This window comes from Shewanella kaireitica, from assembly GCF_023284045.1.
Classification (GTDB): Bacteria; Pseudomonadota; Gammaproteobacteria; order Enterobacterales; family Shewanellaceae; genus Shewanella; species Shewanella kaireitica.
In genome coordinates this window covers 364940-384731 of sequence record NZ_JAKIKQ010000001.1, presented here as the reverse complement: position 1 = coordinate 384731, position 19792 = coordinate 364940, and the positions used below count along the sequence as shown (strand labels likewise).

The 19792-nt window shown below is 44.0% G+C and carries 20 protein-coding genes; 4 read left to right on the top strand and 16 right to left on the bottom strand.

Annotated features, from left to right (window positions below):
• Position 1: 1 nt before the first annotated feature.
• Positions 2 to 184: a hypothetical protein gene (locus L2730_RS01565; protein WP_020914180.1), complete on the bottom strand. Its 183-nt coding sequence runs from the start codon at positions 182 to 184 to the stop codon at positions 2 to 4.
• 503 nt (positions 185 to 687) lie between these two features.
• Here L2730_RS01565 and L2730_RS01560 point away from each other — a divergent pair.
• The gene (locus L2730_RS01560; RefSeq protein WP_248972984.1) at positions 688 to 1032 is read left to right on the top strand and encodes a DUF3634 family protein; all 345 of its coding nucleotides are present in this window, start codon (positions 688 to 690) and stop codon (positions 1030 to 1032) included.
• A 38-nt stretch (positions 1033 to 1070) separates the two neighbouring features.
• Here L2730_RS01560 and L2730_RS01555 read toward each other — a convergent pair whose 3' ends face one another.
• The 13 genes from L2730_RS01555 to L2730_RS01495 form a co-directional block, all read right to left on the bottom strand.
• A complete protein-coding gene (locus tag L2730_RS01555) occupies positions 1071 to 1274 on the bottom strand; it encodes a hypothetical protein (RefSeq protein WP_248972983.1) in 204 nt (67 codons plus the stop codon).
• A 131-nt stretch (positions 1275 to 1405) separates the two neighbouring features.
• Complete coding sequence (locus L2730_RS01550; RefSeq protein WP_248972982.1) at positions 1406 to 2008, bottom strand: DUF3833 domain-containing protein; 603 nt, start codon at positions 2006 to 2008, stop codon at positions 1406 to 1408.
• Positions 1996 to 2628, bottom strand: a complete 633-nt coding sequence (locus L2730_RS01545) for a chalcone isomerase family protein (protein WP_248972981.1) — start codon at positions 2626 to 2628, stop codon at positions 1996 to 1998. The genes L2730_RS01550 and L2730_RS01545 overlap by 13 nt, the downstream gene beginning before the upstream one ends.
• A gap of 40 nt (positions 2629 to 2668) precedes the next feature.
• Positions 2669 to 3175, bottom strand: a complete 507-nt coding sequence (locus L2730_RS01540) for a DUF2878 domain-containing protein (RefSeq protein ID WP_248972980.1) — start codon at positions 3173 to 3175, stop codon at positions 2669 to 2671.
• Positions 3176 to 3182: 7 nt separating this feature from the next.
• A complete protein-coding gene (locus tag L2730_RS01535; RefSeq protein ID WP_248972979.1) occupies positions 3183 to 4424 on the bottom strand; it encodes an SAM-dependent methyltransferase in 1242 nt (413 codons plus the stop codon).
• Positions 4425 to 4426: 2 nt separating this feature from the next.
• Positions 4427 to 5194: a DUF1365 domain-containing protein gene (locus L2730_RS01530; protein WP_248972978.1), complete on the bottom strand. Its 768-nt coding sequence runs from the start codon at positions 5192 to 5194 to the stop codon at positions 4427 to 4429.
• Complete coding sequence (locus tag L2730_RS01525) at positions 5191 to 6465, bottom strand: NAD(P)/FAD-dependent oxidoreductase (protein WP_248972977.1); 1275 nt, start codon at positions 6463 to 6465, stop codon at positions 5191 to 5193. The genes L2730_RS01530 and L2730_RS01525 overlap by 4 nt, the downstream gene beginning before the upstream one ends.
• Positions 6465 to 7319 (bottom strand): SDR family NAD(P)-dependent oxidoreductase, encoded by an 855-nt coding sequence (locus tag L2730_RS01520; protein WP_248972976.1) that lies wholly within the window; start codon positions 7317 to 7319, stop codon positions 6465 to 6467. Before L2730_RS01520 ends, L2730_RS01525 begins: the two co-directional genes overlap by 1 nt.
• On the bottom strand, positions 7316 to 7849 hold the full coding sequence (locus tag L2730_RS01515) for a nuclear transport factor 2 family protein (RefSeq protein ID WP_346347803.1): 534 nt from the start codon (positions 7847 to 7849) through the stop codon (positions 7316 to 7318). Before L2730_RS01515 ends, L2730_RS01520 begins: the two co-directional genes overlap by 4 nt.
• A complete protein-coding gene (gene phrB, locus L2730_RS01510) occupies positions 7846 to 9318 on the bottom strand; it encodes a deoxyribodipyrimidine photo-lyase (protein ID WP_248972975.1) in 1473 nt (490 codons plus the stop codon). The genes L2730_RS01515 and phrB overlap by 4 nt, the downstream gene beginning before the upstream one ends.
• Positions 9308 to 10273 (bottom strand): MerR family transcriptional regulator, encoded by a 966-nt coding sequence (locus tag L2730_RS01505; protein ID WP_248972974.1) that lies wholly within the window; start codon positions 10271 to 10273, stop codon positions 9308 to 9310. The genes phrB and L2730_RS01505 overlap by 11 nt, the downstream gene beginning before the upstream one ends.
• Before the next feature lie 58 nt (positions 10274 to 10331).
• Positions 10332 to 11288: a YbgA family protein gene (locus L2730_RS01500; protein WP_248972973.1), complete on the bottom strand. Its 957-nt coding sequence runs from the start codon at positions 11286 to 11288 to the stop codon at positions 10332 to 10334.
• 167 nt (positions 11289 to 11455) lie between these two features.
• Positions 11456 to 12376, bottom strand: coding sequence for a polyprenyl-phosphate transporter (locus L2730_RS01495; RefSeq protein WP_248972972.1), 921 nt, complete (start codon positions 12374 to 12376; stop codon positions 11456 to 11458).
• A 159-nt stretch (positions 12377 to 12535) separates the two neighbouring features.
• On the opposite strand from L2730_RS01495, the gene L2730_RS01490 reads away from it, so the two are divergent.
• Together L2730_RS01490 and L2730_RS01485 are read left to right on the top strand one after the other, a co-directional pair.
• Complete coding sequence (locus tag L2730_RS01490) at positions 12536 to 13036, top strand: hotdog fold domain-containing protein (RefSeq protein ID WP_220738131.1); 501 nt, start codon at positions 12536 to 12538, stop codon at positions 13034 to 13036.
• Between the two features lie 143 nt (positions 13037 to 13179).
• A complete protein-coding gene (locus tag L2730_RS01485; protein WP_248972971.1) occupies positions 13180 to 13473 on the top strand; it encodes an ArsR/SmtB family transcription factor in 294 nt (97 codons plus the stop codon).
• 3 nt (positions 13474 to 13476) lie between these two features.
• Here L2730_RS01485 and L2730_RS01480 read toward each other — a convergent pair whose 3' ends face one another.
• Positions 13477 to 14136, bottom strand: coding sequence for a cupin domain-containing protein (locus L2730_RS01480; RefSeq protein ID WP_248972970.1), 660 nt, complete (start codon positions 14134 to 14136; stop codon positions 13477 to 13479).
• A 208-nt stretch (positions 14137 to 14344) separates the two neighbouring features.
• Here L2730_RS01480 and L2730_RS01475 point away from each other — a divergent pair, with 208 nt between their 5' ends.
• Positions 14345 to 14689, top strand: coding sequence for a DUF1294 domain-containing protein (locus L2730_RS01475; RefSeq protein ID WP_248972969.1), 345 nt, complete (start codon positions 14345 to 14347; stop codon positions 14687 to 14689).
• An 87-nt stretch (positions 14690 to 14776) separates the two neighbouring features.
• Here the strand turns inward: L2730_RS01475 and L2730_RS01470 are convergent, their stop codons facing one another.
• Positions 14777 to 19789 (bottom strand): Ig-like domain-containing protein, encoded by a 5013-nt coding sequence (locus L2730_RS01470; RefSeq protein WP_248972968.1) that lies wholly within the window; start codon positions 19787 to 19789, stop codon positions 14777 to 14779.
• Positions 19790 to 19792: the final 3 nt, after the last annotated feature.

Genomic DNA, 19792 nt, shown 5'->3' with positions numbered 1-19792 from the left:
ATTATCTAAGCTTTGGCATTAAAACAACTTCACCCTCAGTGATCTTCCGACCAACCTCACGCCAATGGTCACTCAAATGTGCATGTTCATCACTGCGCTCGGGGAAAACACGAGTCAGATTATCAATCAACTCAGCCTGCTGTTGACACAGCTCAGCCCATCTTTTTGCGTTAGAAACGCTCATATTGTCATCCTTTACCGAAAAGAATAGCCAGCCATCACTCCTTGGCCGCTAATACACACTGTATTAACTATCTGAATTGCATAATGCAATTAACATCAATATATCCTATTGATTAAAAATTACAAATCTTGGCAAACTGTGCTCTGCCCACTTTAAAAAAGCAATCAGCCAGAGTATCTTAGGTGATAGGACTAGGAGCAGTTGATCTTTCGAGCTTATTTTTTGTTCGGTTCTTTACCGTAAGGAATAATGCTTCTAGTACAAGGCTTGAGCGATGAAGCTTAGCTGGCTAAGTGAAAAGCTCATCACACATGCTAGTCATAAAAGAATAGATGCATTGAATCGACCCCAAAGGACCGCGTTTCTTGGCTATTTATACTGTGTTGTAGACTATTTGTGGAGAATAACTAAACAGCATAGCCTCCGCCTTGTCAAAATAGCCAATAAACTGCGGCCAAAACAACCGTGAAAGATCTACAGTCCCTAAAATAGAAGGAATAGATATGACGCCAACGCTACTCAAAATCGCTTTTATTGCTATCGGCATCTTCATTGTCTACAAATTGATTTTCAGCGGTAAGAAAGGGTTAACCGTTTTTGAAATGCATTTTAAAGAAGGCAGATTAAACTCCCACAAAGGTAAGATCCCTGAGAAGTTTGAAAAAGAGTGCCGCGCTATCGCCAAAACCAACAAACTGACCTGTACCGTTAGAGCTGAAAAACTCAACGGCGTCAGATTGCATGTATCCGCCAATGTTAGCGATGATATTACTCAAAGAATTAGAAACATGTTCCCCTTTGAGTATTACGACAAGAAGCAGGTCGATAACAGCCGTAAAAGCTCTTAATTACCAGCTATAAGCTAGAGCGTTCACTCTGTGGCGCTCTATTCTTTTGCTTTACTTTCCTGCTCTTTCTCATCTGCTTCCTTCACCAGTTCGTCATTAATAATCGGGGTGTTATCACTCATCATCGGCGCTTGTCGTGAGCCCATCACATCATCATCTGAACTAGCAGAAACCGAGTAGCTGGCATTAGAACCACATGCAGACAACAGTATAAACAAAGATAAAACTGCTAAATGTTTCATTAAAAAATTCCTTTTAAATAGACGAGAGCTAGCAGCATAAATGAATTATCTAAAGAAAGTTAGCTATGTTCTGCCATAAAATGTTTCTGCTGATTGCAGATTGATTAGCCCAAAATAGGTCAGTTATTTCGTTACTCTGTATCGCTTTGTTTAGCGATCACCAAGGTCACCTCAGCCATGGTGATCCCAAACTTAATAATATCGGTGCGATTAATAATAGTATTTTCATCCACTAAAAACATCCAATCATCAAAGCGAACCTGGTATTCGCTGCCATCGACTGGCAGTATCATCTCGTATTCCCACTGCAATGCCATACCTACTGCACGGCCAGTGGCTTCACCGAGAATATCGTTGGCAGTACCAGTATAATTACCATCGCCGAGACTGGTGATATTCCAAATACGGATCTGTTTTTCACCATCATCATAGACAAACCACTCTTTTATCTCACCAACATCACCGTCCCATTTAGCGATCATCTCAACGGTAAAACGACGCACCACATTACCGCTATAATCTTGCACGATCCCATGAGCCGTTAGCGGGCCATTGAAGAATGTTTTTAAATCTAGCCTAGGTGCGCTGCCTTGGTAATCTTCTATATCACGACTGCTACAGGCGTTCAGTAGTAAAACGTTTCCGAAAATAGCTAACGCTTTTAGCAAAGTACTAACGCGAGTTGAGAGCCACACACTCGATTTAAATTGGTTAATAGTATTTAACAATCGCATGCTATCTCCCCTAACAGCTGTTTACGTAATTCAGGTCGACTAGTTTGAGATGATAACCAAATGGCGAGAAAATCTTCGCTAAAGCCCTCTGGCATCAGCTCTTCTAACGGCTTACCGTTAAAATAAAATTGACTGCTATCAGCACTTAGCACTTGTAGGCTCAAGGTATCTCCTTCGTTCACGTCGGGCCATAGTTCACTAAGCGATGCTTGCCACTGTACCTGACGGCTTTGATCCAACTGCAAATGTTGCCATTGGTCGACTGTTGCTTCGAGCAAACGCTCACTGGGGATATCTTGGTAGTACTCAATCTCTAGTACCATTGGATATGTACCCTGATTGTATTCACCATCTGCGGTTAGTAGACGAGCTCGGTAGAGTGTGAACCACCACCATTCCATCTCACCTCTTCCCACTTCCTTTAAAGAGGTGAGATCTGCGGCAACATTCGCTTGTGAACTGTTGCTGGCAACAAACTGTGAGCTAGCTGATAGTCCCTGCAGCTCTGTAGGTCCAACGGTGCGAAGCTGAGGGTTATCAAAACCCTGCTGCGCCATAGAATGTGCGCTAATTGCGGCCGCGAAACATATTGCTGCTCGAAAAAGGAGAGAGGATCCCATGATAACCTTCCTATAAGGGTATACCAGTCAGGTTAACGCGTTAACGTTGCCTACTGACATTAACAAATATAGGAAATATTACGAACCAGACGCTAAATAGGATCAGTACACTGGTTAAATACTCTTGTGGCAACACAACGGCGTCAAAGCGCGCTCCGGCGAGGTAACTGATACAACCAAATACACCACCTAGGATCGCATTGATATAAAAAGGCAGTCTTTGAGTAAAAGCTAAGCTATAACGCATGCTGATGGCAAAATGGCACCAAAGCAGCCCCAGCCAGTATGGCGTTTGTTGGAACTCAAACAGCTGCATATAGGTAAGAAGCGAGTCGATAATCCCCCCGCAAGCAACCACTTTAACCATACTAAGCAGATCTGATTGTCTATTACTCGATAATGCAAAGTGCAGTAGCAATAACCCTGAGCTTATTACTATTGCACTGTTCTGGTACAAGATAGATAACCACCACACAGCTTGAAACATCAGTAAATTAACCAGATTCAACTGTGTTGTGGTGAGTTTACCTCTTCGAGCTAGTAGCATCTTGAAGCTATAACTCTGTTCTATATTGTGGTCTAACGGCAACTAGGTGCACTGTGCTGGTCGTGCGCTCAAGGAAACCGCCTTCACAGTAACTAAGGTAGAATTTCCACATTCTAATAAAATCATCGCCATAGCCAAGCGCTTTAATTTTTGGTAATGCGGCATCAAAGTTATTCTGCCAATCTTTAAGGGTCTTGGCATAATCGAGCCCCATGTCATCCACTGACCAAGTAACAAAATCAGTATGCTTGGTTAACTCATTGGTCATGCGAGTCACAGACGGTAGGCATCCACCAGGGAAAATATAACGCTGAATAAAGTCGACACTTTTTCGGTAACTATTATAACGTTGATCGGCAATGGTAATGGCTTGAATGAGTAGACGACCATTGGGCTTCAATAGTGACTCTAGCTTCTTAAAGAATCCCGGCAAGAACTCATGCCCCACAGCTTCAATCATCTCGATGGACACCACTCTGTCGTATTCACCCGTTAGTATTCGGTAGTCATCTTTAAGCAAGCAGACGCTATCAGCTAACCCCTCTTGTTCGACTCGGCTTTTGGCGTACTCAAACTGTGCATCTGAAATCGTAGTGGTGGTCACTTTAACGCCAAAGTGTTTTGCGGCGTAAATAGCTAATGCTCCCCAGCCGGTGCCGACTTCAAGCAGAGTTTGCCCCGCTTTTAAATCCAATCGCTGACAGATGGTCTCAAGTTTATGTTGCTGCGCCTCATCAAGCGAGGCATCGGCATGTGGATATAACGCGCTTGAATAGAGCATCTCTTTATCTAAAAACGCTTGGTACATGTCATTACCCAAGTCGTAATGCGCTAGAATATTCTTTTTTGAGCCCGCTTGAGTGTTACGGTTAAACAGATGTCCTAGTCGACTAAATGGCGTGGTTAGCCAAGATAGTTTCTGTTCAAGCTTATCGAGTAGCGGTAAATTTCTAGCGAAAATCTGCACAACTTTAGTTAAATCTGGGCTGTTCCAATGGTGCTGAATAAAAGCCTCTCCAGCGCCAATAGAGCCCGACAGTAGTATCTGCCGGTAAAATCTTGGATGCGTCACCACCAAAGTCGCATGCAGATCAGAGTCTTTGTTACCGAATTCATAACTGTTGTCTCCATCAATAAGACTCAAGTGCCCATTAGCTAGCGCAGGCAACACACTTAGCAGCAATTTTTTGGCTATATTATCCGGTAAACCCGCGCTCGCCAGACTTTTCTTAGTTGCTATATTTTCCATTATTATCTCTCCGCTGACTTACCGGGGTGCCCAATAAAAGGCACTCGCTTGATAAAAATTTTCAGTGCTTGCCAATAGATCCCTTGCACAATTCGCAATGTCATCAATGGAAACTGCAGTAACATTTTCCGTAAACTTTGATGACTCATCTCTCGCCTAAATAAACACAGATTGGCATCAAATAATTTTTGACTGCTACGGTTTTCAATACCCACTTTCACTGATGAACAGGGCGGTTGAATACGCCAAATATATTTCATGTCTAAGTCCATAAAGGGCGACACATGAAAAGCTTTGTCACTTGGTTGTGGATTCGCTAAATCAACCAAGTAATAGTGACGTTGGTTCCAAGGGGTATTACTGACTTCCGCCAACATATATTTAGGCTCATCACCTTGATAACAAAAAAAGCAGTTTATCGGGCTAAAATAGATCCCGAAGTGACGCACCTGGCCGACAAATACCACTCGATTACAGGTTATTTCGGCGCCAAGCGCTTCAATTTTCTCAAGCACTTTTAACTTTAAGTCATTCACTTTAGCTAAACCGACTGAGTCTCGATTGGTCGCTCTCAAGTAATCATTTGGATTAAAGTGTAAAGGAGCAAAGCCCGTTGCAGAAAAGAGCCAGCTCATCTGTTCGATTAAGTTAACTTCATCTAGATCAAGCACCAACATTGCCATTTGGTAGTCAAAATCGTGCTTACGCGGGCTATAGCGGCGATGCTTAACATCACCTTTATAAACACCACTATTTAGTTGAATGTTCATAGCTGTAGCCCAAATGATTCACACACATCAAAGGCACTATGCACCCCATCTTCATGAAAGCCGTTGTACCAGTAAGCTCCTGCAAAGTGGGTGTTATTCACGCCAGAAATCAGCGTTCGCTGCGACTGAGCTTGCATCGTTTGCTCATTAAATACTGGGTGCGAATAGTTAAATACCCGCAACACTTTGCTGTTATCGATAAGTTCAGACTGGTTAAGCGTTACACAGAAAGTTGGCGCATCGATCGGCAAACGCTGCAAAATATTCATGTTATAAGTCACTGAAGCTTGCTTTTGTGTGTCGCCATCTAAGCGGTAATTCCAACTGGCCCACGCAGCCTTTCTCTTAGGTAATAAAGACTCGTCACAATGCAAAACCACTTCATTGTTTTGGTAAGCAAGCTTGCTCAATACGTTAACTTCATCTTCAGTGGCATCACTCAGCATGGCGAGGGCTTGGTCGCTGTGACAAGCAAGTACCACCTCGTCAAATTCTAACCACTGGCCATTAACCTGCAGCTTTACGCCATCGTCACTGCGCACTATTGCGCTCACAGGGCTATTAAGGTGAATTGCAGATTCAAATGGTGCAATAAGGTCAGGTATGTAGCTACGTGAACCACCTTCTAATACGTACCACTGTGGTCTGTCGGTTATATTTAGCAAGCCGTGATTTTGGAAAAACTGAATGAAGAAACGTAATGAAAATGCCTTCATGTCATCGATGCTTGATGACCAAATAGCAGCGCCCATAGGCAGAATATAGTGCAGGCTAAAGAACTCACTAAAGCGTTCTTTTTCAAGCAGTTCACCGAGCGTTTGGTAATCGTATCTATCGTCGACAAATGCTTGTTTACACAACTTGTTAAAACGTAAAATTTCTCTAATAAATAACCAGAAGCGTGGGCGAAACAGATTACGCTTCTGCGCAAACAAGCTTGTTAACGTATTACCATTATATTCAAGCTGGGTCAGCGCATTGTGCACGCTAAAGCTCATCTCTGTCGCCAATGCTTTTACGTTTAAGCGGGCTAGAAGCTGCTCAAACCTTGGGTAGGTTCGGTCATTAAATACGATAAAACCACTGTCAATGGCGTACTGTTTACCGTCTTTTTCAATATCGATAGTGGCGGTGTGGCCACCGATATAATCATTAGCTTCAAATACACTCACATCATGCTTTTGCGATAAAATATGCCCACAAGTAAGGCCTGAGATCCCTGAACCTACAATGGCAATTCTTTTACGATTACTGCTATCAATCGTTTCCATTAGCGCACCTTCCTATTCTCTGTAGGGATATTTGAGCGACTACTTTGGCCATGCTCATTAACATCATGTTGTGAGTTGTTTGTGTCAATAGCTGATGATTCATCATGCTTTGGTTGCACTAACTTTTGCCAAACCCCTCGTGGTAATAGTGAGATAAATTTTAAAAGTAGAGTGAAACGACGTGGAAAGTGTATCTCTTGCAGACCCTTTGCTAAGCCGCTTCGAATGGCAATAGATGCTTGCTCTGGCGTTTGTTGCATCGGCATAGCAAAGTCATTTTTATCTGTTAGTGGCGTTTTCACGAAACCTGGACAAATAACGCTTACTCCTATCCCATGTGGCTTAAGATCAATGGCTAAACTGCTGGCGAGGTATTGCACAGCCGCTTTTGAAGCACCATATGCTTCTGCTCTTGGAAACGGTAAGTAAACAGCGCTTGAGCCCATTAAAGCCAGCTGGCTTCCGCGAGACATTAACGGTAAAAAGGCACTGATGCAGTGACCCATCGAGATCACATTAGTACGGATAACTCGCTCAAACAGTACAGAGTCAAAGTGCAATGCATCGTCTACGTATTCACATGTACCCGCATTGAGGATCACCAAATCCAGTTTTGCAAAGCCACCATTTTGAAGACGCTCAGCCTCAGCCTTTATCGCATCAATATCATTAATATCGAACAGTAGCTTCTCTGCACCAATTAGCTTATCCAGCCCTTGTTTATTACGGCCACAAGCAAATACTTTCCAGCCATGTTGCAAGTAATCATTAGCAAGCTGCAGACCGATACCTGAGCTAGCGCCGGTGATCAGTACTGTTTTTTGTTGCTGTGAGGCGGAGGCTGAAGGATTCATTTGGCAACCTTAGACTTAATAAACCCAATCAAACCACCCACTATAGGCAATTGCTCATAGAGCATAGCGCCTAAGTCAAAATAGTCTTGGTGCTGGCTAATTTTGCCATCGAATTTCAGTAAACTAACGCCCTCTACACTAATGGCATTACCTGCGTTTAACTTGGGGTGAACGAGATTCATGGTCCATTTCAGTGCTGCGGTGCTTTCATCACGGATCACTTGATGGATAACGAAATCTATCGATTCAACGTTTTGGTAGAGTGTTCTAAAGTAATCTGTTAGTGCATTGAGACCGGCGATTTTATGTAGTGGATCGCTAAAGCGGATGTCATCTGAGTAGATTTCATTGAGCAGTTCGAGGTTGTCTTTGTTCAATTTTTGGTACACAGAAACAAAGCGCGCTATTATCTCTTGCGGCAATACATCAGTACCTTGTAACGTCTCATCGATTTGAGCTGCTGGCTCATTAGTCTTGTTTGGCAAAACATTCAGAGTGTCGTGGTTGAGTGAATCTGCACTTGCTGTCATCCGAAAATCTCCTTGTCTAGATCTACCACTTCCACTTGGCTAACTCCGCGCTTCATTGCCGCTAGCTCTTTCAATGCTCTTTCGCGGGCAAATTTATGCTCGACGATAGGGTAAATATAGCTTTTATCTGAAAAAAGTTCTGCTTGATTAGGTATTTTAAGTTTATGAATTAACTTTAAATCTACCGCTTCAAGCTCTGGTAAGTAGTTACGGATAAACCCACCAGTTGGATCAAACTTTTCGCACTGAGATATAGGATTAAATACTCTGAAATAGGGCTGTGCATCGCAACCGGTTCCAGCAGACCACTGCCAACCACCATTATTGGCAGCCAGATCACCGTCGATAAGCTTCTGCCTGAAGTAACGCTCTCCCCAACGCCAATCTATAAGTAGGTGCTTGGTCAGAAAGCTGGCAACCACCATCCGCAACCGGTTATGCATCCAGCCAGTTTGGTTTAATTGACGCATAGCTGCATCTACCAATGGATAGCCAGTGTTACCGTCACACCATGCCTTAAACTCCAGCTCATTGTTTCTCCAAGCGATATTGTCAGCTAAGCGGTTAAAGTTATGTCCTTTTGATAGTCGAGGAAATGCCACCAGCAGATGTCGATAGAATTCCCGCCAAATAATCTCATTTAGCCAGCAGCGGCCAGGACTTTGATCATCAATCAAAGCATCAGGATAATGACTTAGCAACGCCACTACACACTGCCTTGCGCTAATAATACCGATGGCTAAGTAAGCTGATATCTGGCTGGTTCCATCAATCGCAGGAAAATCCCGGTTTGCTTGATAGTCTGCCATTTTAGTCAAAGCAAACTGACGTAATTGCGTGAGTGCGGCCTCTTCGCCAACCGCCCAAGCACCACTGGATACTTTGTCACAATGGAGGGTGATTTTGTCAGTGATTCGCAATGGCGCACCAATAGGCGTGGGTGGAGCAATTGTATAGATAGCGCTTCGACTCGCTATTGCGCGCCATTTTTTAGCAAATGGGGTAAAGACTTTGTACATCTCTCCCGATAGATTCCGTACGGTTAAGGGCGCGATCAAACAGTGCTGCTGGCAGAGCACCAGATCGACTTTATCGGCAACGGCCAGATCTCTTTGCTGCTCGTTATATTCAGGCTCACAGCTGGCAAACACGTAATCGACCTGCCATTGGGTTGTGTATTGCACTAGATAATCTGGGATCTGCTGAAAATTATCGAGATGATAAACATCTAGCGAGATCCCAAGTGCTGCTAGCGACACCGCAAGTTGGTTTAGCTGCCTTTCAACAAAATCTAACTGAATCGGGGAAACGTCATGTTGCTGCCATTGCATTGGAGTCGCAATAAATAGCGCTCTAACAGAGTTACCTTCACGCAGTGCATGTTCACAGGCATCAACTAAGTTTTGATTGTCTTGTACACGTAAGTCATTTCGAAACCATACAAGCGTAGTTGCAGCTTTAACTGTCATTTTTAACTCTCTTAGTTGTTACTTTAGATCTAGAACCTGCTAGTGATATGTTGTTTGATAACCGTTGATGCGTGATATTAGCTAAACCCAAGCTGCGATTATGACTCTGGGCATCGATTCCCCATAATTGCAGTTCAACCGCTTGCTCTTTGTCTTGCAAAGCTTGGCGTAACCCCTGAAATTCGCATATATCGTCTTGAGTAAACTGAGGCGGTACCACTAGCAGCACTCCATAACAATTAGCTCGACTAATTAACTGTTTGAGTTGCGCGATCTTATTAATTGAGAATTGCTGATGCTTAACGTTATTGGCGCTGAGCTCTGCTGACAGCAGTATTGGTTGCCACTCATCCACATCGCCAAAGCTAACCAGTAACATTGCAGGGTTGTTACCCTCCAATAACGCTAAGCGCCTTGCAGAGAAAGCATCCGCTAACTCTCTTGCCAACCACTTTTGAACCGTTTCTACATCAGAGGTTGATGGTGAGTTTTTTCCAAAGTCCGCTAACCAAGGTAAGAAAAGACAGCTTTTAAGCACATTAAAGGGGTAGATAGCTGTCAGCTCACTGAGTTTACGATGCAGCCCACAGGCGTCTAGGTTGGCGCAGCATTGATTCAAAAAGCCAATATTCTGTTGCCAGAAACTCAGCTTCTCATCACCTAGCAAACAATCAGAGCCTGTAGATGTCTCTTTAGCTGCTGACATCGAGCCTTTGAGTAATGGCTTTACCTTACTAATCGCAACGCCCTTATCGAGCCACTCAAGGATCTCCAAGATTTGATCTATGTGTGCTTGGCTATATAGTCTATGACCTTTAGCTGTGCGCTTGGGGATTACAATACCGAAGCGTCGCTGCCAAGCTCTTAGCGTAACAGGGTTTACCCCTGTTCGCTCTGCAGCTTCACCGATACTAAACCAGTCTTCAGCTGTTGTTTCTGCCTTAAGCTGAGTCATGACCCCTCCCCACTGATGTTTACTGACTTTATCCAGACGACAGTCACTCTCTAATCCATTAATACGCGTAGCGTAGCTTGAGCTCTTGTGGGTGCGGGTTAAGGTAAACCTGCTTTTCAATATACGGCGTTGGAAACTCACGCAAATAATGGTTAATTAAGGTCATTGGCACCAAGATAGGCTGTAGCCCTTGGTTGTACTTTAAAATGGCTTCTGTGAGCTCCGCCTTTTGCGAACTCGACAGGTGCTTTTTAAAATATCCCTGCATATGTTGCAGCGCACTAGTGTGGTTCTTTCGAGTCGCTTTGACCTTTAAGATCTGCATGAAGTGAGTGAAATAGGTATTAGCTATTTCATTCAAGTCGCCACTCATATCCGCTAACAGAGGGCCAAGCTCGCGGTACAGCTTGGGATTATGAGCCATCAACATATATTTATAACGAGCGTGAAATTCAAGAATATTGCTCTTGGTAAAACCTGATGCCTGCAAACAATGCCAATCGTGATAAGCATAAACACGGGTAAAGAAGTTCTCGCGGATTGGCAAGTCATGTAATCGTCCTTCCTCTTCAACTGGCAACAACGGATAACGTTCCATCAGTTTACGCGCGTATACCCCTACACCAGACTTCCAGCCATTATTAGTACCAAACTTGTATTCGGTTACTCGTTCCATGCCGCACGTTGGTGATTTAGCGCACAAAATATAGCCGCCGAGAAAATCAAGTTGTGCCACTTTTTTATCGCTAAACTCATTAAGTTTTTCGGTAACATCTATAGAACCATCGGCACTTTTAACAAATATGATGTCACCCTTTTTTTCGAGGCGTACAGACTTTCTAGGTGCGCCCATGCCAATTGCCATTTCAGGGCAAACTGGCACATAGTCAAAATGTTCAGCTATCTCCTTGCGACAATAGCTCGAGGCTTTATGTCCGCCGTCAAAACGAACCTTCTCCCCCAATAAACATGCGCTTATTCCGATTTGAATTTTGTCTGAATTAAAATGGCTCATAGCATTACTCCCTTAATTTTAAAGTCATTACGCGGCATACTTGTACAAGGATCACTTTCTTGTACAAGTTTATAATTCAGTATGGCAACTATCAGTATCTTTGCTGGATTTATCCAAAAAAAACGCCAGCAATATGCTGGCGTTTATCTTCTCAATTTGCTTTTTTGCTAAGGACGATTTTTATTAGCGAACTGCTCAAGCCCCCATACTAGTAAGACTCCGCATAGCATGGCGACAACGGCATAGCTTAACAATGCAGGCTGACCGGTAATATGTTCATACTGCAATGGTGACAAAATACGTTCATCCAATGGCACCATCTCGCCTTTTGAGTTTTCACGAAAAGTCAGTACTTCTTTCCATGGCCAAATTTTGCCAAGTGTTCCTAGCATCAGCCCAGTTAAAAATACTAAGGTTGCATCGTGATACTTACGTAATAATAGCGATAACACATGGCTAAAGCTGAGTAAGCCAGTGGCTGCACCTGCAGCAAATGTTGCCATAATGGCAATATCAAATCCCTTTACTGCGCCCATCACCGAAGTATAAAGCCCTAACAGCAATAGAATAAAACTGCCTGAGATCCCAGGTAAAATCATCGCGGTTATCGCAATACAACCACCCAGATATACATTGAGGTAAGTCATCTCTAGCGCAATAGGATTGAGCATAGTGATCCCCCATGCAATGGCGACCCCTAATACGAACAAGGCTAAGCGGCCAACGGTGAAGCCCTTAACCTGTTTGAGCATGTGCACTACAGATATTACTATTAATCCAAAGAAGAACGACCAAACGGGGATAGGATGGGTATGCAGTAGATAGGTAATAAGCTTAGCTAACGTGAGGATGCTAGTTAAGATGCCACCAAACACACACACAAGAAATGGTCCATTAATGTGCATAAAAGCCGCTTTAACGCCTTGTTCCTTTATAACGCTAAATAAAGAGGGTCTTATCTTTTTTATGCTATCAAGCAGTTGATCTAATATGCCTGTAATAAAGGCGATAGTACCGCCAGAAACACCGGGAACGACATCAGCTGCTCCCATTGCCATCCCTTTAAGGTAGGTCTTTAAATAATTCACTTTATTCCTTAATCGACTCAGTAGAGTTTTATGACAAAATTATACTGCGCTGCACCATAGAAGCGAAGCTTATCTTTGCCGCGAAACAAGTAAGACGCTAGCAATCGATGTTAATTCAATGTTAATCTCATCCGACCAGTAAAGTTCACAAGGAAGAAGATGAGCAATTCAACGAATAACAAGCAAAGCAACAAACCGACTAAAGTGATGTCTCTGTACAAGCGAATTACTCGCTTACCGTTTGGCAACAAGATATTTTCACTCATGGTCTGCCGCATGGCCCCTTACTTCGGTACAGTAAAACCTTTTATCAGTGAATTAAAAGTGAATAAATGCGTTTGTCTTATTAAAAAGCGTAAATTAGTCCACAACCATATTCAAACTGTGCACGTAATCGCAATATGCAATGGTCTAGAGATGGCGATGGGCACCATGGCTGAAGCCTCTATTCCGAGTCACTTACGTTGGATCCCTAAGGGAATGAGTGTTGATTACACTGCTAAAGCGGGCAGCGATATCACTTGTGTTGCTGAAGTAAAACCTGAGCAATGGGTTGTTGGTGACATGTTAGTGCCAGTAACGGCATATGATACCGACGGCGTAGCTGTTGTGCAGGGTACAATTAAGCTATGGATCTCAGAAAAACCATCGAGAAAATAAAGTATTTGCGGATAGAGCTTCAATGGCAGCTCATACCCTGCTATTATTTCGGTAATAATCGAAATAATAGCAGGCCAGAGAAATTAAGCTTTATCACGGTGAGCTAATTCTGCGCTTAAAGACAATGACACTGAGTTGAAATTATGGATATTGATGTTGCCGCAAAGGCATTAAAAGAGCTTGGTCACCCTACAAGGTTGACGCTATTTCGCTGCTTAGTAAAAGCGGGTCACGCGGGTTTACCTGTTGGACAACTACAAGAAACATTGCAGATCCCTAACTCAACCTTATCTCACCACCTTTCAAGTTTGATGTCTGCCGGCCTTGTTAAGCAGCAAAGAGAGGGAAGAGTTCTGCACTGTATCCCTCAATTTGATTGTTTAGACGGGTTAGTCGCTTTTTTGCAAGAGGAGTGTTGCAGCGACGAGAAGTGTTAATATTCATGACCCTTTAGGATAAAGGTGGCCTGTCTTTACATAGATAATGGTTTCTTGTTTAACAAATGGAAAATGCTCACTCTGATGTGGGCTTCTAAGCCATGTGTATTGTGGATAAGCGCCATGTTCATCGATAAACTCACCGCTAAGCACTAAGACCTCTTCACCGCCAAAGTGACGATGTGCTTGAAAGCGTTCGCCCGCTGGCCATTTAACTAACGCGATATGTTCATGCTCAAACTCATGCAGCGGCATGACCTGTAAACCACCGATCCCCGCTCGCCATTCATTAGTGCGAGTATTGATCCGCACTTTGTGTAAATCACGTTTATCGAACTGGTTTAACTTTACCAGCAGCACACAACCCTCTTTGCTAAACGGTGCATGGCTGCTTCCTGGCGGATTACGAATATAAGTGCCTGCGGGATAATCACCCTCTTCATCAGAAAATACACCTTCAAGCACGAGTATTTCTTCACCATAAGGGTGACTATGGCTGTTAAAACTGGCGCCAGCTTGATACTTTACGATACTGGTTGTGTGGCCACTTTCTGCTGCTGCGCGCTCCAATGGCTTACGAAACACCGTTGCAGACGGGCTATCTAACCAAGGTTGCTCTTGGGTTCTAATGACGACTCGCTGGCTTAAATCCATATTTAACATTAAATCCCCCTTTGCGCGCTGCACATTTTGATAAACTAATACGTACGTGGCGATGATTATAGCCAGTACAGTTTAACTGTCGAAGTCCCAATATGATGGGGATATTATGAATAAGTTAATTCAAATTAGAAGTGTATAAAGCGCTAGTCAATGCAGAATTGCTAATAAACACCACCAGCGCCGAACAACCAGTAGCTGACTAAATCTTGTGAGTCTATTTGCCGTTTTAGCGATTATCGGCATTTTTATTCTGTACTACATGACGATAATACCACTTGCTGCCGCAGTATATTTTCTAGCGGCATCTGGCATTACATTTATCGCTTACGCACTGGATAAGCAAGCAGCAAAAAAACAAAGTTGGCGTATACAAGAGTTTAAATTGCACCTTTTAGCACTGCTCGGCGGTTGGCCTGGAGCGTTACTGGCGCAGCAGACATTAAGGCATAAGTCAGCCAAAAACTCATTTAAAATCGTGCTTTGGTTGAGTATTTTGGTCAACCTAACAACTGTCTATCTATTATACGAGCACTTTTTTAACCATTATATTTAGAGCAAAAAAATGCAGCACTGTATTTAATGCTGCATTTAATCTACCTAGAAAAAGCACGCTACCACTGAAGTAACCCCGGCATAATGTCTAGTTGTTAGGCGTTACTGTCACTAATGCGCTACCGGTAATAGCGCCAAATTTTGCGGTAACAGTAGCAGTGCCAACACCTGAGGCCGTGACAATACTTTTCGCCCCAAATGCAACATCGTTGTCCGTTGAACTCCAATCAACATAATCAGCATAATCAAACACTGACCCGTCGGTAAAAGTGACCATTACTTGTACCTCTTGATAACTGCCATTAGCAATTGTCATACTACTTGGAATAATCTCAACTTTTGTTGGCTCAACAGGTTTAACAAGCAGTTCCATACTGTCGGTTAACTTTTGATAACTCATGCTAATAGTCGCGCTGTTACTTTCAGCGTAACCTATGGCGCGACCAGCATTAATATTTCCAGTATCAATTTCAATAACGCTTGGATCATCACTCTTCCAATTCGCATCTAAAGTGATATCGCTGGTACTTCCATCCGAATAGTGCGCAAGTCCCGTAAACTGAAAATAGCTCTGAGTGTATAGTGAATCAACTTTAGGGGTTATCTCTACACTGACTAAAACGGCCGGCGTTACCGTGCCTAAAGTCGTATCACTCACACCTTGATAAGTCGCGGTGATATCACTTGAACCAACAGCAACAGCAGTTGCTCTACCGCCTTTATAGCCAGAAGCAACGATATGGACAATATCAGGGTCACTAGAGACCCAACTCGCTTTTTCAGTTATATCTTCAGGTGGTAAACCATGACTATATTCAGCCCTTGCGCGATAACCTCCTTTTGATCCCACCGGTGCTTTTAAATGCTCTGGTGATACTTTAACTCTCACCACATAGGTATCTATAACCGTTAGATTCGCTTGGCCTTCAATGTTGTTATAAATCGCAAAGACATCAGTCTTGCCCACCTCATGACCCGTCGCAAGCCCTCGATCGGAAATAGCAGCAATATTGGGTTTACTGACGTACCAATCACTCAATAGCGTGACATTCTTAGTTGAAATATCACCTGCCGCATTCTCATAAACAGCATAGGCAATATACTGCCGGGTATCATTAATCTTTATGCTACTGTCTGCAGGTTCAATATTAACGCCCAAATATTCAATATCAGTAACGGTTACCAAAGCTAAGCCATTAATAGCTTTAAAACTGGCTTTGACAGAGGTGCGACCATGACTTGCTCCCGAAACTAAGCCACCTTCTTTTCCTGCAGTTACAACGTGAGCGATAATCTCATCGCCGACACTCCATGTCGCGAGTTGAGTGACATCCTCACTATGACCGTCACTGTAGAAAGCACGCGCTGTATATTGCTGCTGTTCGTTAATATTGACTTGCGAAATACTCGGCGTCACCTGTATTTCCAACAGCTCCACGGCAGTTACAAATAAAGTTGTTGTTGCAGTTTGTCCTCGGTAACTTGCCTTTATTCCTGTTTGCCCTTCAACAATCGTGTGCGCTATTCCTTCGGCATCAATAGATGCCACACTGAGCACAGAGCTTTGCCAACTCGATGCTAAAGTTACATCCTTATTGCTACCATCAGAGAAGACAGCAAATGCTTGATAAGCTTGTTCTAAACCTGCAGGTATCGTTTTATCGTGCGGAGAAACATTGAGTTCAACCACCGCTGCATCATTAACCCTTACCACCGCAGTATCTGTACGCCCCTTGTACTCGACCGTTATTGCTGTTTGCCCAACTCCGACACCTTTGGCATAGCCAGCATTAGGCGCCTCGGTTGCCACTTGAACAACAGTATTATCAGCACTTCTCCAAGTGGCTATTTGGGTTATATCTTCAGAAGACTTATCGGTGTAATAAGCCCGAGCCGTGAACTGTCCTTCTGTGCCCAAAGGAACCTCTACTAGCGTCGGTGTCATTTTTATATAATCTAACGCTCGGTCACTGACCATTAATGCTGCGGTTCCTACTAAACCGGCATAGTTTGCAGTGATTGTAACTTCGCCAACCGCATATGTATGAGCAACTCCCAATCGACTAACCGTCGCAATACTCGCAACAGAGCTAAACCAGTTTGATTGTCGAGTGAGATCCTTATGAGTTCCATCTGAAAAAATTCCCACAGCTTGATAAGTTTGAGTTAGACCCAGCGATACCGATGCACTGCTCGGAGAGACGATTAGCTGTTCGATAATCGCATTGCTAACGGTTGCCTTCGCAGTACTGCTTACCCCGTCAAATACGGCTTGAACCTCAGTAGTACCAACCTTAGCCGCTTCAGCGCGTCCTGCGCCAGTTCCAGCAGGCGTAATACTGACAACGCTAGAATCGCTAACACTCCAAATGGCTAGTTTGGTCACATCACTTCTTGAACCATCCGAGTAAAAAGCATCGGCTTGATATTGTCCTTTAGTGCCTAATGGCACGACCACGTTATTAGGTGTAATTTGCAAAGCGGTAACAGTCGCTTGAGTCACTCTTAGCGTAGCTGTAGATGAAAAACCAATATAGGAGGCTTTAATTTCACTTACACCCTCTTTATAACTTGTGGCTAAGCCTTGCTTGTCGATCGTTGCAATATCTAAAGCGCTCGATTGCCAACTCGCCTGTTGAGTTAAATCCTGGTGGGTCCCGTCAGAAAAGAAACCAATAAAGCTATATTGTTGGCTATTGCCAGCGACAATTGATGCATCAGTTGGTGTTAAGCTGACAGACTCTAGAATGGCACTAGTGACATCAACTCTCGCATCGGCCTGCATCCCATCAAAACTAACTTCAATCTGAGTGCTGCCTTGCTCAAGTCCATGGACAAGCCCGCCAATGTTGCCCGTTGCGCCGACCTCTGCAATATCAGACCGAGTCGACACCCAGTTTGCCAACTCGCTCACATCACTACTGTGCGCGTCAGAATAATAAGCCGTCGCAACCAATTGCAGCTGATAACCAGAAATGAGTGTACTGACAGCTGGTGCAACTTGTAATGATGTAATGACAGCATCAGTAACCGTTAGTGTTGCTGTTATTTGCATCCCCAGATAACGAGCAGCAATCTGTACTTCACCAGTAGCAAGCCCGTGTGCTCGACCAAAACGCGAAACTTGCGCTATGTTGGCATCACTTGTTTGCCAAAATGCATAAGGGGTGACCTCTTTACTACTACCATCAGAAAAGAGGCCATATAGGCGATATTGTTGATAATTTCCTTTCGCAATTGAGGCATTGTTTGGCGTAATAACCAAGCTCTGCAAAATAGCAGAGGTGACAGTTGCCTGAGTTTTATTGCTCACCGTGGCGCTATTTGGAGATGCTACACCAACTGATTTATCCGATGCTGCAGATGCTCTTCCGGTCTTTATACCTCCATAGCTAGCGGAAATATTAGTACTGCCAACGGCAAGCCCAGAGGCAAAACCACCATTAGCGCCAGTATTAACAATACTGACGATATTCGGCGCATCTGACACCCAACTAGCATCTTGAGTAACGTCTTGGCTATGACCATCTGAATAAAACGCAATTGCTCTATATTGACCTTCGGTTCCAATAGGGTCTCGCTCATTAATCGGCGAGATCTGTAACGCCGTCATTGTTGCTGCAGTAACGGTTAAACCCGTTACCTGCTCAACTCCCATATAGGTAAAACTGATTTGCGTGCTACCAGCAACATAAGTGTCAGCTCTACCCGAAAGCCCGCCCGTCAAACCTATACTGGCAACACTCGTCTCACTGCTCTGCCAGTAGCCTAATTGGGTCAGGTCTCTAATGCTACCATCACTGTATATACCGTTTGCTTGATATTGCACACTCGTTCCAGCAGGCACTTGATCATTAAGCGGCGATAGTTGAATTGCTGCAAGTGTCGCGTTTGTCACCTCTGCATTAGCAGTGCTGGTAAGCTCGCCATAGGTCGCCATAATATCTGTTGCACCAACACTCAATGCTGTTGCATCCCCCGCTTGAGAACCTTGAGCTTCAATAGCAATAACACTGTCATTTGACGTTGACCACAGTGAATTTCGGGTAACATCCTTCACTTGTCCGTCAGAGAAATATGCTGTCGCGATATAAGTCCCCTTAGTACCCTGTGGGAACAGGCCATTGCTAGGGGTTACTAGCAAGCTTTCGGCTGCAGCATCTGTCACGGTAGCAGTTGTCACTGCACTTAAGTTGATATCGGCAAAGACTAAACTCGCACTAACATTAGTCACCCCCAGTTGACTCGCCGTTAAAAAAGCACCGTCGTCAATGCTCGCGATTTCAGCGCTACTTGAGCGCCATAGAGATTGCTGCGTAACATCAAGGCTTAAACCGTTATCCAATAATAGGTGAGCTTGATACTGCAGACTTGTTCCCTTTGGCAAACTTTGATCGATTGGATTGATAATGAGCTGGCTCGGCTGCGCACTTAGCACTGCCAATACTGCTGTTGCGGTTTGTTCAGCCCATAACGCCTTGATACCAGTAACGCCAACATTAAGCCCTTTGGCGACGCCTTGCATTGCTGGCTCATTAGAGATTGTCGCAATACTGGCATCATCAACCGACCAAGTTGCATCTTGAGTAACATCTTGTTGATGGCCATCAGCATAAAGTGCATGCACCGAAAAAGCTTGCTGCATACCCACAAGTATTTCGGCTTGACCAGGCTCTATATTTAGCGCTGTAAGCTTTGCGTCTGTCACATTCAGAATCCCTGAATCGACAAGCGTTAGCCCGCCCTGTTGCTCTGGCGGCAAGGTTGCGGTTATCTGTGTCTGCCCTGCAGCAGTTGCTATAGCAACTCCAACATTAGATATTGTCGCAATCGCGTCTTCAGAGCTAGACCACATAACCTCATCAGTCACATCGAGCAGCACACCATCACTATATGTGGCCACCGCCTTATATGGGGTTTGAGTTCCGACTGCTAACGTTGCTAACTTAGGCGTTACCTCCAGCCCAATAGCATAGGCAGCACACGGGTTATCAGGCCCGCCACATTGCCCTGTAGGAAAGCCGTCGTCTCCACCACAACCAGCAATAAAAAGTAGGCTCATCAACAAAAAATGGCTGTAAATCGATTGCAACATTTTCATGGT